Annotated in this window: 15 protein-coding genes; 7 read left to right on the forward strand and 8 right to left on the reverse strand. The window is 59.2% G+C overall.

Annotated features, from left to right (window positions below):
• Positions 1-19: 19 nt before the first annotated feature.
• The 5 genes from osmF to groES form a co-directional block, all read right to left on the reverse strand.
• On the reverse strand, positions 20-931 hold the full coding sequence (gene osmF / locus C5L12_RS01255) for a glycine betaine ABC transporter substrate-binding protein OsmF (RefSeq protein ID WP_105370189.1): 912 nt from the start codon (positions 929-931) through the stop codon (positions 20-22).
• A 230-nt stretch (positions 932-1,161) separates the two neighbouring features.
• A complete protein-coding gene (locus tag C5L12_RS01260; protein WP_105370190.1) occupies positions 1,162-1,500 on the reverse strand; it encodes a hypothetical protein in 339 nt (112 codons plus the stop codon).
• A 149-nt stretch (positions 1,501-1,649) separates the two neighbouring features.
• Entirely contained in the window at positions 1,650-2,204 is a 555-nt protein-coding gene (locus C5L12_RS01265) for a GXWXG domain-containing protein (protein ID WP_105370191.1), read from the reverse strand.
• Between the two features lie 374 nt (positions 2,205-2,578).
• On the reverse strand, positions 2,579-4,207 hold the full coding sequence (gene groL / locus C5L12_RS01275; RefSeq protein ID WP_105370193.1) for a chaperonin GroEL: 1,629 nt from the start codon (positions 4,205-4,207) through the stop codon (positions 2,579-2,581).
• Positions 4,208-4,256: 49 nt separating this feature from the next.
• Positions 4,257-4,571 (reverse strand): co-chaperone GroES, encoded by a 315-nt coding sequence (gene groES / locus C5L12_RS01280; protein ID WP_105370194.1) that lies wholly within the window; start codon positions 4,569-4,571, stop codon positions 4,257-4,259.
• Between the two features lie 268 nt (positions 4,572-4,839).
• On the opposite strand from groES, the gene C5L12_RS01285 reads away from it, so the two are divergent.
• On the forward strand, positions 4,840-5,112 hold the full coding sequence (locus tag C5L12_RS01285; RefSeq protein ID WP_105370358.1) for an usg protein: 273 nt from the start codon (positions 4,840-4,842) through the stop codon (positions 5,110-5,112).
• A gap of 49 nt (positions 5,113-5,161) precedes the next feature.
• Here the strand turns inward: C5L12_RS01285 and C5L12_RS01290 are convergent, their stop codons facing one another.
• Together C5L12_RS01290 and C5L12_RS28325 are read right to left on the reverse strand one after the other, a co-directional pair.
• Positions 5,162-5,386, reverse strand: a complete 225-nt coding sequence (locus tag C5L12_RS01290) for a hypothetical protein (RefSeq protein WP_105370195.1) — start codon at positions 5,384-5,386, stop codon at positions 5,162-5,164.
• A gap of 160 nt (positions 5,387-5,546) precedes the next feature.
• Positions 5,547-5,702: a hypothetical protein gene (locus C5L12_RS28325; protein WP_165924109.1), complete on the reverse strand. Its 156-nt coding sequence runs from the start codon at positions 5,700-5,702 to the stop codon at positions 5,547-5,549.
• A 121-nt stretch (positions 5,703-5,823) separates the two neighbouring features.
• Between C5L12_RS28325 and C5L12_RS01300 the strand changes: the two genes are divergently transcribed.
• The 6 genes from C5L12_RS01300 (at position 5,824) to C5L12_RS01325 (ending at position 11,635) form a co-directional block, all read left to right on the forward strand.
• Entirely contained in the window at positions 5,824-6,369 is a 546-nt protein-coding gene (locus C5L12_RS01300; protein ID WP_105370197.1) for a cytochrome c oxidase subunit 3, read from the forward strand.
• A gap of 10 nt (positions 6,370-6,379) precedes the next feature.
• A complete protein-coding gene (locus C5L12_RS01305; protein ID WP_105370198.1) occupies positions 6,380-6,655 on the forward strand; it encodes a cytochrome C oxidase subunit IV family protein in 276 nt (91 codons plus the stop codon).
• 373 nt (positions 6,656-7,028) lie between these two features.
• Entirely contained in the window at positions 7,029-7,481 is a 453-nt protein-coding gene (locus tag C5L12_RS01310; RefSeq protein WP_105370199.1) for a c-type cytochrome, read from the forward strand.
• Positions 7,482-7,502: 21 nt separating this feature from the next.
• On the forward strand, positions 7,503-8,849 hold the full coding sequence (locus C5L12_RS01315; protein ID WP_105370200.1) for a nitric-oxide reductase large subunit: 1,347 nt from the start codon (positions 7,503-7,505) through the stop codon (positions 8,847-8,849).
• Positions 8,850-8,912: 63 nt separating this feature from the next.
• Positions 8,913-9,725, forward strand: coding sequence for a CbbQ/NirQ/NorQ/GpvN family protein (locus C5L12_RS01320; RefSeq protein ID WP_105370201.1), 813 nt, complete (start codon positions 8,913-8,915; stop codon positions 9,723-9,725).
• Between the two features lie 11 nt (positions 9,726-9,736).
• Complete coding sequence (locus C5L12_RS01325; RefSeq protein ID WP_105370202.1) at positions 9,737-11,635, forward strand: nitric oxide reductase activation protein NorD; 1,899 nt, start codon at positions 9,737-9,739, stop codon at positions 11,633-11,635.
• 94 nt (positions 11,636-11,729) lie between these two features.
• Here the strand turns inward: C5L12_RS01325 and hemN are convergent, their stop codons facing one another.
• Positions 11,730-13,082, reverse strand: a complete 1,353-nt coding sequence (hemN, locus tag C5L12_RS01330) for an oxygen-independent coproporphyrinogen III oxidase (RefSeq protein ID WP_105370203.1) — start codon at positions 13,080-13,082, stop codon at positions 11,730-11,732.
• Positions 13,083-13,132: the final 50 nt, after the last annotated feature.

Consider the following 13,132-nt stretch of genomic DNA (forward strand, 5'->3'; position numbering starts at 1 on the left):
TAAAATCCTTGGAAAAAAACTATTTCAAGAAGCCGTTTTTCTTGAGGAAGTCCTCTGCGACCGCCTTGGCCGGCTCGCCGCCCACCTGCACGCGACCATTGAGATCCTGCAGCGTGACGAGATCAAGCTTCTCGAAAACCGGCTTCAGCAGCGCTTCGATGTTCGGGTTTTTCTTCAACACCTCCTCGCGGATGATAGGTGCTGGCTGATAGACGGGCTGCACGCCCTTGTCGTCTTCGAGAACCACAAGTCCGGAGGGCGCAATACCGCCATCGGTTCCGTAGACCATTGCCGCGTTTGCGCCGCTCGTCTGATTGGCCGCCGCCGCAATCGTAGCGGCCGTGTCGCCGCCGGATAGGGTAATGAGCTGGTCGGACTTCAGCTTGAAGCCGTAAGTCGTCTGGAACGAGGGCAGCGCCGCAGCCGAGTTCACGAATTCGGAAGAGGCCGCCAATACGATCTTGCCGCCACCGGCAACGTACTTGCCGAAATCGCTGAGCGTCTTCAGCTTGTTTGCGTCGGCCACGTCCTTGCGGACTGCAATGGCCCATGTGTTGTTTGCCGGCGACGGTGCAAGCCAGACGATCTTGTTGGCGTCGTAATCGAGCTTCTTGACTGTCTCATAAGCCTTTTTCGGATCCTTCCAGGCGGGATCGTCGGCCTTTTCGAAGAAGAAGGCACCATTGCCGGTATATTCCGGATAGATGTCGATCTCGCCGGCAGCGATCGCCTTGCGGACGACCGGGGTCGCACCCAGCTGAATGCGATCGGTGGCCTCTATTTTGTTGGCTTTCAACACGGCGAGGATAATATTGCCGAGCACTCCGCCTTCGGTGTCGATCTTCGAGGAAACCACGACCTGGGCATGCGCCATAGTAGCCGAAACGCCCAGCGCGAACGCGATACCCAGAAACTGCTTTTTCAGGGACATGACTGAATTTCCTCCGGACAGCGGGGCATCCCGCGAAAGTTAGAGCCGAAACAAGTGAGAGCTTCCCCTATGTAGGGTGAGCTTTGCACTCTGCGAGTTCCGAATCCAGCCGGATCGCTAATTTTTCCGTCCGTTGCCGAAAACGGTAACGACAAAGGGCGCAGCACGATATCCAAGACGTGCAAAAACCCCGCCATTCCTGACGGGGCTCGACGAAGACCAACAGAGACTTATTGGTGAATGGTATAGGAGCCCATCGCGCAGAGGTCCTGAGTATCCTCAAGATCTTCGAAGCCGGAGTCTTCGGTGAACTCGAAGCGCATGTCATACTTGCAGACATCGCGGCCGTCGCCGATGGTCACTTTTATGCTCTCGCCTGGTCCGAGCACGTCCTCACCGAACACATCCTCTTCCCAATCTCCGACGCCAACCGGCGACGTATAGAAGCGCTCCAGTGTACCCTTCGTCTTGTTCGTCAGCGTGAAAATCAGATCCTCGGCGCTGGATGCACCAGCCGAAACGAAAATGGCCACGAAAGCTCCCGCGGCGGCGTAGATAAACTTAGTCAAGTGAATATCCCCTCTACCCAGAATCGGGCAGAAATACTTCTATCACAGGTATTAAAACCCGCAATATCACTTGATATTAACTATTAATCTTAAACCCCCAAGTTCCTCCGTTGTTGAAGCTCCTGATTTCCTGCGGTTTGGCATTGCAGCTATGAATCTTGAGGACCGAGCCAAGCGGAGGCGCGGGTGAGAAGAAAGAAATACCCGCCACCATTGCCCTGTATTTCCATCACCCCCATCAGTCGATCGTCGTCGATCCCGCGAAGATGATCAACAATCGGCTGTCGATCATAAACCATTGCCGCACTTGTCTTGCCTCTGTAATGCAGAGACTTCAAAGACGCGACAGGGCCTCGCGCCCGCAGTGCTCTTTGCAGGTGGGTAAACCCGTTACGGGCCATCCGTGTGCGGCCGAAATGCGCAGCGAGTTGAAGAACGAGCCTCATAGGAAGCGCTCCGGGGTCGAGCGGCGCCAGTCTTCGATGACCACTCGCAAACAGCAACGGGTCGGCACGCAAGTCGGCGTTGAAACGCTTTCCATACCAGCCCAGATTGTCCAGAACTCCATCCAGCCGGTGCCCCGTCGGAAGCGATTGTCCGCGCCATAACCCGACAAGCGCCTCCGGCGACACGGGGTCGAGTTGGTCGAAAAAGGCAAAAGCGGCTTCTGACGACGCCTGAGGAAGTGCCAGGTCCCGATGCATGATCGGCGGTGGGATCAACCCGCGCCTCCGACCGCAGTAAGAACTTTCCCTGTTCCGCCGCATTCCGGGCACTGCCCTGCTGATATCCTGCCGGTGCCGGAGCATCGCCGACAGATGTTTTCCGCTGCGTTGGGCGTGCCTTCAGGCACAGCATCCGGGTTCGCCGGTGTGTTCGCTTTCGGGCGCTTGTTCTCCATCGAAATCTCTCCATCCCTGATCGCGGCCTATGCCGCCATGCGCTTCCAACCCTTCAGGCGGAGCGATGTTCCTGATGGAGGCGGAGAGGAAGGACTATAGCGCAGGATCGCCGCACCAGCTAAGCGGCATAGAAAAGGCCCGCCTCTACGTTAGAGGCGGGCCGGATTTCGCGGCAGTTAGAAGTCCATTCCACCCGCCGGCATTGCCGGCGCAGCGGCTTCCTTTTTGGGTTTTTCGGCGATCATGGCTTCGGTCGTCACCAGAAGACCGGCGACGGACGCGGCATCCTGGAGGGCGGCTCGAACGACCTTGGCGGGATCGATCACGCCCATGGAATAGAGATCGCCGAATTCGTTCGTCTGCGCGTTCCAGCCGTAGGAGAATTCGGAGTTCTCCCGCAGCTTGCCGACGATGATCGACCCTTCGGCGCCGGCATTTTCGGCGATCTGGCGGACCGGAGCCTCGATCGCACGACGGACGATATCGACCCCGACGCGCTGATCTGCGTTGGAGGTCTGAACATTGTCCAAGGTCTTGATAGCGCGCAGCAGTGCGACGCCACCGCCCGGAAGGATACCTTCCTCGACGGCCGCCCGGGTGGCATGCAGAGCGTCGTCAACGCGGTCCTTCTTTTCCTTCACTTCGACTTCGGTCGAACCGCCGACGCGGATGACCGCAACGCCGCCGGCGAGCTTGGCGAGGCGCTCCTGGAGCTTCTCGCGGTCGTAATCCGAGGTGGTTTCCTCGATCTGCGCGCGGATCTGGGCCGTCCGGCCGTCGATTTCAGCCTTGGAGCCGGCACCATCGATGATAGTCGTGTTCTCCTTTTCGATCGAGACCTTCTTGGAGCGGCCGAGCATGTTGAGGGTAACATTCTCGAGCTTGATGCCGAGGTCTTCAGAGATGACAGTGCCGCCCGTGAGGATGGCGATGTCTTCGAGCATGGCCTTGCGACGGTCGCCGAAGCCCGGGGCCTTGACGGCCGCGACCTTGAGGCCACCGCGCAGCTTGTTGACAACGAGCGTTGCCAGCGCCTCACCTTCCACGTCTTCGGCAATAATGAGAAGCGGCTTGCCGGACTGCACGACGGCTTCGAGAACCGGCAGCATCGACTGCAGGTTGGAGAGCTTCTTTTCGTGGATCAGAATATAGGGGTCTTCGAGTTCGACCCGCATCTTGTCCTGGTTGGTCACGAAATAGGGCGAGAGATAACCTCGGTCGAACTGCATGCCTTCGACCACTTCGAGTTCGGTCTCGGCGGTCTTGGCTTCTTCAACCGTGATCACGCCCTCATTGCCGACTTTATCCATCGCTTCTGCGAGATAGCGGCCGATTTCGGTGTCGCCGTTGGCGGAAATAGTGCCGACCTGGGCGATTTCCGAATTGTTGGAGATTTTGCGGGCGTTGGCCTTCAATTCTTTCACGACAGCGTCGACAGCAAGGTCGATGCCGCGCTTCAGATCCATCGGGTTCATGCCGGACGCAACCGCCTTGGCACCTTCTTTGACGATGGCCTGGGCGAGAACCGTTGCGGTCGTGGTGCCGTCGCCGGCAAGGTCGTTGGTCTTCGATGCCACCTCGCGCAGCATCTGCGCACCCATATTCTCGAACTTGTCCTCCAGTTCAATTTCCTTGGCGACGGAGACGCCGTCCTTGGTAATGCGCGGCGCACCGAAGGACTTGTCGATGACGACATTGCGCCCTTTCGGGCCGAGCGTCACCTTGACCGCATTGGCGAGAACATCGACGCCGCGCAACATCCGCTCACGGGCATCGGTATGGAATTTGACTTCTTTTGCAGCCATTTTTTCACTCCTCAATTAGGCAGCTACATTGACTGATGGACAAAGCGCTTCAGGCAGCCTGTCTCTGCTCGGCCTGGGCTTCGATGATGCCCATGACATCGCTTTCCTTCATGATCAGAAGGTCCTCGCCGTTGATCTTGATCTCGGTGCCGGACCATTTGCCGAACAGGATGCGGTCACCCACCTTTACGTCGAGTGGCTGAAGCTGCCCCTGGTCGTTGCGCGCGCCGGGACCAACGGCGATCACTTCGCCTTCCTGCGGCTTTTCCTTAGCGGTGTCGGGAATGATAATGCCGCCTTTGGTCTTTTCTTCAGACTCCACGCGGCGAACGAGAATGCGATCATGAAGCGGTCGGAACGCCATGTTTTCCTCCTGGACAAACAATGATGATCAAGCTCCCCACCGGACCGGATGACCGGTCTGGACGAGCGCCGATCCTCTTCTTCGAGCAATCGGCGAAATCGATTTGGTTAGCGCAAATTGCAGTTTCAAGGGCCGTCTGCGAAAAAATTAGCACTCTCGATCACTGGCTGCTAAAGGTCTAAAAAGGAACAACAATTCGCCCACTCGCGTTGCAATGATCAGCCGCTTCCCGCGAGGCGGCTCGTCAAATATTGCAATGGAGCAAAGCATGCGTTTTTCGTCTGATTTGGAATATCAGCTCAAGGGTTACGGCCTGACGACTGCTCATATCCTCTATCGCATCCCGGATTTCGAATCCGTGCTGCAGACCTATGTCTGGCAGGACTACGACATCGCCCCCGATTTCCCGGAAATGCACCGGTTTCTGGATTTCTGGCAGGACAATCTCGACGGTCCGCTGCATTCCATCCGCTTTACCCACAAACGCCTGATCGGACCGCACGAATGGAAACAGATCGACGGAGAGTTCACCATCAACTGACGTCTGCCTAACGATCCGGAAGATAGTCTTTTCCGAACAGCTTCAGGAGCTATTCCTCCCAGTCCTCGTCTTCCGCCGAGAGAAGATCGACGAGTTCAGCAACCCTTCCCTTCGGAAGACGACGACCCTCGCCAATCAGCGCTTCGTCGCTGTTGACCCAGGCCCATGCTTCGGCGAGCTCCCCAGCCTCGGCGCCGGTTGCAACAATCTCGGCAATCAGCGCCCGGTCAACGGGCCCAAGTACGGCGATGACGTCTTGTGAAGTCATTGTCATATCTTCCTCCGTTCCTGTATCATCATCCCAGTCTGGATGAGACTCGATATAGGATGTCGGATGAGGAAGTCGAACCCGGCCCTTATGGACGAGAAGCTCGGCAACCGGGCCTGACTGCTGGGGCAATGCCAAAGCCGGCGAGCTGCGCCATGCCGAACGGCTATTGCTGCCAGAACAGAACGCCCGCTATCGCCACGGAGAACACGACGGCGGCGAATGAGCTATAGCCCTGGAGGACGCCCATCCGCTTCAAGGCGATGGCGAATATGATGATGATGGGAGCGGCGAGCAGAAGGCCGAGCTGTGCGTCAGACATGACAGATCCTTGGTTTTGACCCCATTCTAGGCGGTCGATCTGCCGTTTCTTTGCGAAATGACAAAGAACGGCGGCGGAATTGCCTTCATTTTCCGGCCTGCAGAACATCGGAGACATGCGAATGGCGGCAATTCCGACGACCGAGGAGTCGGATGAAGGTGGCGACCTTCTTCTTTGGGTACTGGTCTGGGGCGAACTGGCGGCTTTCGGCTTCCTGCTGCTTGGCTATCTGGTGATGTCGATATTGCATCCGGAAAGCTTTGGGCTCGCCAAGCTGCATCTCGCTCCCCGCCTCGCGGGGTTCAATACGATCGTGCTTTTGGCAAGCAGCTGGCAGGCCGCTTTGGCAGTCCGATATCAGGACAAACCCCAGCTGCAGCGTTTATTCCTGCTTTTGGCCGCGGCTCTGGGTATCCTCTTCGTGGCGCTGAAGGGCGTAGAGTACAGCTTCGAATGGGGCGCTGCGAGCGATCCGAATCTGCAGACATTCTTCGAACTCTATTTCCTCATCACCGGCTTTCACCTCGCCCATGTGGCCTTCGTGGCGCTCCTTTTCGTGTTCGCGTCGATCCGGCTGGAACGTTCGACGATCGTCATCCTGACCACCATATGGCATGTCATCGATATCGTCTGGCTGGTGATGTTCCCCATGATCTACCTGACCTAGGAGCACCGCAATGAACAGCTCGAAACTCTTCAGCAGCGCCAACTGGATCATCATGCTGGGTGTCGTCGCTGCGTTGATTGCAGCGCAATGGAAACATCAGGCGATTCCGATCGTGGCGCTTACAATCATCCTTGTTTTCACCATCGCCAAGGTCCGCCTCATCGTGCTCGATTTCATGAGCCTTCGCGGCACCCGGCCCAATCTTGCCCGGGCGCTGGTGATCTGGCCGACCTTCTTTGCCGCCGCGGGGCTCGCAAAAGCTCTTGCTCCTGCCGTCTGGCATTGACGGCCGACGCACAAAGGGCGCTGCTGCCCCTTCCCCTCCACGACCGGGATATCAATCCGTCCCTACCAATTAGCCACCGTTACAGCCCTGGTCGGCGCGGAGTGGTCCGATTGCCGTCGCCAATGCGTCGCGCCAGCCGGTTCGGACGCACCGTTACCCTGCTCCAATTTTCCGACAATTCTGCCGCAGACCCCTTGGTCCCGCCCGCATGGCCTGTTTCCATACCCGATCCGGCGGGACTGTCTTTTGTTTGGTAAAACGCAAAGAACCCTTCCCGGAATCCCCGCATAGAAGCTGCACGGGGTCCACGTCCGCACTTGGCGACGCAGCCCCTGCATTTGCCGAAAGGCTTCCGTACATAGGGGACATGAGGATGTCAGAACGCCTCACAAAGACCGGGGCACGCAACGTCTTTTATGGCGGCTCCGCGTTCTTCTTCGCAATCTTCCTGGGCCTTACCGCCCACAGCCATTACTACATGCGCACCACTTCCACCGACGAGACCACGCTGACCGATGGGGTCGCGCGCGGCAAACACGTCTGGGAGAGGAACTCCTGTATCAACTGCCACACGCTGCTCGGCGAAGGCGCTTATTTCGCGCCGGAAGTCGGCAACGTCTGGAAGCGCTGGGGCGGAGATACCGACCCGGAAACCGCCCGCTCCACGCTGAAGGCCTGGATGGCCGCCCAGCCGACGGGGATCGAAGGCAGACGACAGATGCCGCAATTCAATCTGACCGAACAGGAACTCGACGATCTGGCGGACTTCCTCGAATGGACCAGCAAGATCAAGACCCAGAACTGGCCGCCGAATGACGCCGGTTGATCTCAGGGGAAGGAAATCATCATGAAATATCAAACCCAGAAGGTCGCGATGCTGTATTTCTACGGCGCGCTCGGCCTCTTCGTCGCCCAGGTTCTGTTCGGCGTACTTGCAGGCACCATCTACGTCCTGCCGAATACGCTCTCCGAACTTCTTCCGTTCAACGTCGTACGCATGGTGCACACCAATGCGCTGATCGTCTGGCTACTCATCGGCTTCATGGGCGCCACCTTTTATCTCCTGCCGGAAGAGGCCGAGACGGAGCTCTATAGCCCGAAACTCGCCATCGCCCAGTTCTGGATCTTCTTGGGCGCGGCGGCAGTCGCCGTCGTTGGATACCTCTTCAAGATCCACGAGGGCCGCGAATTCCTGGAGCAGCCCTTCATCATCAAGGTCGGCATCGTCGTCGTCTGCCTGATGTTCCTGTTCAATATCACCATGACGGTATTGAAAGGGCGCAAGACCGTCGTCACGAACATCCTGATCTTCGGCCTGTGGGGCGTTGCGATCTTCTTCCTGTTCGCCTTCTACAACCCCGCCAACCTGGCACTCGACAAGATGTACTGGTGGTATGTCGTTCACCTGTGGGTGGAAGGCGTCTGGGAACTCATCATGGCATCCGTTCTGGCCTTCCTGATGATCAAACTGAACGGCATCGACCGCGAAGTCGTCGAGAAGTGGCTCTATGTCATCGTCGGCCTTGCCTTGTTCTCCGGCATTCTCGGCACCGGCCATCACTTCTACTGGATCGGCGCTCCGGGCTACTGGCAGTGGATCGGCTCGCTCTTCTCGACCCTGGAAGTCGCCCCCTTCTTCACCATGGTGATCTTCACCTTCGTGATGACCTGGAAGGCTGGCCGCAAGCATCCGAACCGCGCAGCCCTCCTGTGGTCGATCGGCTGCTCGGTGATGGCCTTCTTCGGAGCCGGCGTCTGGGGCTTCCTGCACACGCTCTCTTCCGTCAACTACTACACGCACGGAACACAGGTCACCGCGGCCCATGGCCACCTCGCCTTCTTCGGCGCCTATGTGATGCTGAACCTCGCTGTCATGGCCTATGCCGTACCGGAAATCCGTGGCCGCGCCCCGTATAACCAGATGCTTTCGATGGTCAGCTTCTGGATGATGTGCACGGCGATGTCGGTCATGACCTTCGCGCTGACCTTCGCGGGCGTCCTCCAGGTTCATCTGCAGCGCGTTCTCGGCGAAGGCTACATGGACGTACAGGACCAGTTGGCGATGTTCTACTGGATCCGCCTGGGTTCGGGCGTCTTCGTGCTCCTCTCCGCGCTGATGTTCCTGTGGGCGCTCTTCGTTCCTGGTCGGGAACGCCAGCCTGTCGGTCGTGCAGCCATCCAGCCTGCCGAATGACGCGACGCGGCTCCATCCTCGTGGTGGAGCCGCTCATCCCCCTAAAAGATCAAGGACACTCCGATGAACGCGATCCCTCAGATCAAGACCGCAAGTGCCGAAGCGACACCTCTTTATGTCCCGGCCGGCAACGAATGCGAACTGTTCGAAACGGCATGGAAGCGGCAGCTCCCGTTGCTTCTGAAAGGTCCGACCGGCTGCGGCAAGACCCGCTTTGTCAGTCATATGGCAAAGCGTCTCGGCCTGCCGCTTGCGACCGTCTCCTGCCATGACGACCTGGCGGCTGCCGATTTGACCGGCCGGTTCCTCCTCAAGGGTGGAGATACCGTCTGGGTCGACGGTCCTCTGACACGCGCGGTCCGCGAAGGCGGCATCTGCTATCTCGACGAGATCGTCGAAGCCCGCAAGGACGTCGCCGTCGTCATCCATCCGCTGACGGACGACCGGCGCATTCTGCCGCTCGAAAGAACCGCCGAAGTGCTGGAAGCCCCGGCCGAATTCATGCTGGTCGTCTCCTACAACCCCGGCTACCAGAACATCCTCAAGACTTTGAAACCGTCGACCAAACAGCGTTTCGTCGCAATCGAGTTCGACTTCCTGCCGAAGGATCAGGAGATCGCGATCGTTGCTGCCGAAAGCGGCCTTGAAGAGCGCCGCGTTGCCCCGCTGGTTGCACTCGCCCATCGCCTTCGCGCCCTCAAGGGGGACGATCTCGAGGAAGGCGTTTCTACCCGTCTGCTGGTCTATTGCGCCTCTCTGATCGAAAGCGGTCTGCCGCCGCGTGACGCGATCCGGGCCGCCTTGATCGAACCGCTAACCGACGATGCGGATGTCCGCGCCGCGCTCTTCGAACTGGCGAAAGCCGTCGTCGCTTAAAGGATATCGCCATGTTGGACTTCCTCGAGCTGGAAGAAACTGTCGGCAAGGCCTGGCATCGGCTGGTCGGCCGGACACGGAGCATGCCGCGCTATCCGGAGCACGCGGTTCCTCTGGACGAGGTCAAGACGATCCTCGCCTCCTGCTTTCGCGGCTTTGGCGGCGATCACGCCGTCCAGCTCGTCGCAGCCCATCAGCGCACCTCCAAGCATCGCCTCAAACTTCGCCAGCTGGTTGGCCTCGGGGAAGAACGGATCGCCCGCTCCGGCAGGGATTTCGCGCGAGCGATGCTGCCGGAGACCATTGATTTCTTTCCGGACCGCGGCCTGAACCGGGACCTGTTCATCTGGCTCACCGCCTCTATTGCCATGCTGCCCGACACCCTTCCCACCTCCGACGATCCTCTCGTCAAGGATCTGGAAAGGTTGCATCTCGCGACTGCCAATGTGGACAGAACGCTGGTTGCCTTTCCCGGTCTCCGGCCTGTTTATCGAAGGCTGTGCGAAGCAACGCTTGCGGAGCGTCGGCGCGGATCGCTTCCCGCTGTCGAACAACTTCTGGAAAGCAGGATCATCCGCATGCTCCGCACTGGTGCAGGCTTGCCGGACGATACGCCGAAGGCGATTTTCCCGCACCATGCGCCGCCCGGCTATCAGCCGATGATGGACGTTCCCCTCTGGCCGGAATTCTTTCCGCAGCAGGAAAGCGGATCGTCCGCACCGGATTCCGACCTGGCTCTCGATGACCCGCAAGATGGCGGCGGGAAAAAACGCTTTGCCGCCGAACGCGAACGTGACGACGATAAAAGGTCCGAGAGAAGCCCGTTCATACTGAATCGCTTCGAAAAAATCCTTTCGATGGCGGAAATGGTCAATGTCGACCGTCCGACCGACGACTCGCCGGAGGAAAACGGCAAAGCCGCCGAAGATCTTGACGAAATGATCCTCGGCCGGCGCCGCGAACGCCCCTCCTCGCGCTTCCGCTTCGATCTGGATCTCCCTCCGGAAATGGTCGATCTGGCGGAGATTGCGTCGGACCTGAGCTATCCCGAATGGGACTATCGCAAGGGTACCTATCTCAAGAACCACTGCCGTGTACTTGCCGTTCCCGCCTCCGCTACGGGCGAGCATGCCGAGATCAGCCAGGACACCAAGGCGCTGATCAGGAAGGTACGCAAACAGTTCGAGCTGCTACGGCCGCGTCACGAGCTCCTCAAGGCGCAGCTCGACGGTGTCGAGCTCGATCTCGACGCCGTCGTCCGCTGCCGGACCGATCTTGTGGCCGGCGGCCAGGGAACGGACCGGATCCATCTCACCACGCAGCCCCGGATGCCGGATCTGGCCGTCAGCATCCTGGTGGACGTCTCGCTCTCCACAGATGCATGGATCGACAACAGGCGGGTGCTCGACGTGGAAAAGGAGGCGCTGCTGGTGCTTTCCCACGGGTTGTCTGCCTGCGGCACGGATCACTCCATAGTGACATTCACGTCGCGGCGGCGCTCGTGGGTCAAGATGGAAACGGTGAAAGGATTCGACGAGCCGACATCGCCTCTCGTCGAAGACCGGATCGCCGCCCTCAAGCCCGGTTATTACACCCGTCTGGGCACCGCCGTTCGGCATGCCACTTCAGAACTAACGAAACGTCCCAATCGGACCCGCCTGCTGCTCGTGCTGACCGACGGCAAGCCGAACGACATCGACCACTACGAAGGCCGGTTTGCGCTCGAAGACAGCCGCAAGGCAGTTCAGGAAGCGCGCCGTCTGGGGGTCAATGTGTTTGCGGTAACGGTGGACAAGGAAGCGAAATCCTACCTCCCGACCATGTTCGGTCGAAATGGATACGCCATGGTGGGAGAGATCGCCAGGCTCCCCGCCGCCCTGCCCGCCATCTATCGGGGTCTGACCGCATAACGAGGGCAGCCAGGAAGAGAAAATGCGGCAGTCCCCTGCCGCATTTTCCTTCCTGTCTGTAGTACTCAAGCCGCCGGGGACAGCGTTGTGCTGCTCAGGCCGCTTTGCTGAAGGTGCGGCCTGTCTTGTTGAGATAGGCGTCGAACGCGGATGCCACGGCGCGGACAATGAACCGATGCTCGTCCGAGACCTTGATGGCGCCGTCTTCAACCGTGATGAGATCGTCGCGTTGAAGCGCATCAAGCCGCTCGTTGTTGGTCAGCAGAGCGGCAGCCTCAAATCCGTGAGCTGCTGCAAGTGCGGCGACGTCGACGGAAAAGTCGCACATCACGCGCTCGATGATTTCGGCCCGCAAGCGGTCCTCCGCTGTCAGCCGATAGCCCTTCGAGGTAGGCAGCTCGCCGCCCGCTACCCGGGAAGCATAGACGCCTGGCGGCACCTCGTTCTGGACATAGCCCTGCGGCAGCTTGCCGATCGAAGATGCACCGAGGCCGATCAGCGCTTCGCAGGCGTCGGTGGTATACCCCTGGAAGTTCCTGTGAAGACGGCCTTCCCGCTGCGCGAGCGTCAGGTCGTCGGCCGGCAGGGCAAAGTGATCGAGGCCGATCCGCTCATATCCGGCACTGATCAAGGTCGCAGCGATCGCTTCCGCCTGCAGTGCGCGTTCGCGGACATCCGGAAGCGTTGCCTCGTCGATAAGTCTCTGGTGCTTCTTGAATGTCGGGATATGAGCATATCCGAAGACCGCGAGACGATCGGGACGCAGCTGGATGGCTGCCTCGACGGTTTCGATGCAGGATTGCACCGTCTGATATGGCAGACCATAGATGAGGTCGAAGTTGATCGCCTGGATGCCGTTTGCGCGAAGCCGCTCCACCGCCGTCATCGTCGTTTCGACGCTCTGTATCCGGTTGATGGCCTTTTGCACCTTGGGATCGAAGCTCTGGACGCCGAGGCTTGCGCGGGTGACGCCCGAGGCGCCCAGTGCATCCGCCATTTCGCCGGTCAACGTCCGGGGATCGATCTCGACGGCGGTGTTGACGCCCGCGGCAAAACCGAGGCGATCCCGCAGAGCTTCCATCAACTGCACGAACTCTTCCGGCTTGATGATGGTCGGCGTGCCGCCGCCAAAATGGATTTCACCCACATGGAAGCTGTCGCCCCTGACCGCGGCCAGCAGCTCGACCTCCCGGTGGAGCACCTCCAGATAGTCCAGGATTGGCCTGTCCCGCTCGGTGATCGTGGTGTGACAGCCGCAATACCAGCACATGGACCGACAGAAGGGGATGTGAAGATAAAGGGACGTGGCGCGCCCGTCCGGCAAGGCCTTCAGCCAGTCGTGATAATCGGCAGGGTCGAAGTCGCTCGAAAAGTTCGGCGCTGTCGGATAGCTCGTGTAACGCGGCAATCGCGCATCGCCATATTTTTCGATGATGGCTTCGGACATATCGGATACCTCGTTCAATTCAGTCTTGAAAAGGCTTTAATCGCCAAGGC

Source organism: Neorhizobium huautlense, from assembly GCF_002968575.1.
GTDB classification, from domain to species: domain Bacteria; phylum Pseudomonadota; class Alphaproteobacteria; order Rhizobiales; family Rhizobiaceae; genus Neorhizobium; species Neorhizobium huautlense.